This window comes from Methylosinus sp. R-45379 (assembly GCF_001644125.1).
Taxonomy (GTDB): domain Bacteria; phylum Pseudomonadota; class Alphaproteobacteria; order Rhizobiales; family Beijerinckiaceae; genus Methylosinus.
Genome location: NZ_LUUM01000200.1, coordinates 1 through 1302 on the forward strand (window position 1 = coordinate 1; position 1302 = coordinate 1302).

Here is a 1302-nt window from a genome sequence, read left to right on the forward strand (position 1 = left end):
GCGGAGCCCTATGCGCCGATCCTGCCGACGCTCGATCTGACCACTGACGACATGCTGGGACGAAGACCCGAGGCGCGGCCCGCCGCAGCGCTGGCCGATCCGAGCTTCGTCGCGCTCGGCGCGCGCCTCGCGCCCGACCTCGTCGAAATCCAGCAGGTCACGCTGGCCGGCTTTCGACTGCTCGATCCCAAAGGCGTCGTGATCGCCGGCCGCGAGGAGATCGGCCTATCGCTCGCGCATGTCGAGGAGGTCGCCGAGGCCCTCGAGGGGCGGTTTCGCAGCGTCATGCGCTCGCGGATTTCGAAGCACGAGCCGCCGCCGCTCTATTCCTGGAGCCGCGGGACGGCCGTGCGCGTCTTCACCGCCATGCCTATCGTCCTGCGCGGCCGCGTCGCCGGCGTCGTCTACGCCTCGCGCACGCCGAGTAATATTTTCAAGAATTTCTACGACGAGCGCGGCAAGGTGGCGCTCGCGGGTCTGACCATTGCGGGTCTCGCTCTGCTGATCGGCTTCGTGTTCCAGCGTACGATCACGCGGCCGATGCGCGAGCTCATGCGCCGAACAGCAGCCATCGGTCGCGGCGATCGTAGCGCGCTGTGGCCGCTCGCCCATCACGGAGCGATGGAAATTGCGCAATTGTCGCAGAGCTTTCTCGACATGGCCGCCAATCTCCAAAATCGGTCGGACTTCATCGCGACCTTCGCCGCCCATGTTTCGCACGAGCTGAAATCGCCATTGACGTCGATACAGGGCGCGGCGGAGCTGCTGCGCGACGATCTCGATCCATCCGCCCAAAGGATGAGCACAGAGGATCGGCGCCGCTTTCTCGACAATATCATCTCGGATGCGGGCCGATTGACGGCGGTGGTGCAGAGGCTGCGCGAGCTCGCCCGGGCGGAAGCCACGCCGACCTCGGGATCGACGACGGCGGCCGACGCCGTCGTCGATTTACGATCGGGCTTCGAAACTCTGGGCATAGAGGCGAATGGCGATCTCGACCGCGCGATCCGGATTTCGGCGGAAAGCGCGCGCATCATCATCTCGCATCTCGCCGACAATGCCGCGCGCCATGGCGCTACGCAATTGACGATCGCGGCCGCGGTGCAGGGCGAGGACCTGCGTATCGCGGTTCGGGACAACGGTTCGGGCATTTCGCGCGCCAACCGCGACAAGGTCTTCGACAGTTTCTTCACGACGCGGCGCGACAGCGGCGGCACTGGCATGGGTCTCGCCATCGTGCGCGCCATGCTCCAAGCGCATGGCGGAAGCATTGCTCTGGCCGAGGATGGCGAGGGCGCGCCG

The 1302-nt window shown here is 66.3% G+C and carries 1 protein-coding gene; it reads left to right on the forward strand.

What is annotated here, in order from left to right:
* Window positions 1-1302 (forward strand): ATP-binding protein (locus A1351_RS08340; RefSeq protein WP_064032748.1); only part of this gene is annotated, 1302 nt, incomplete at both ends.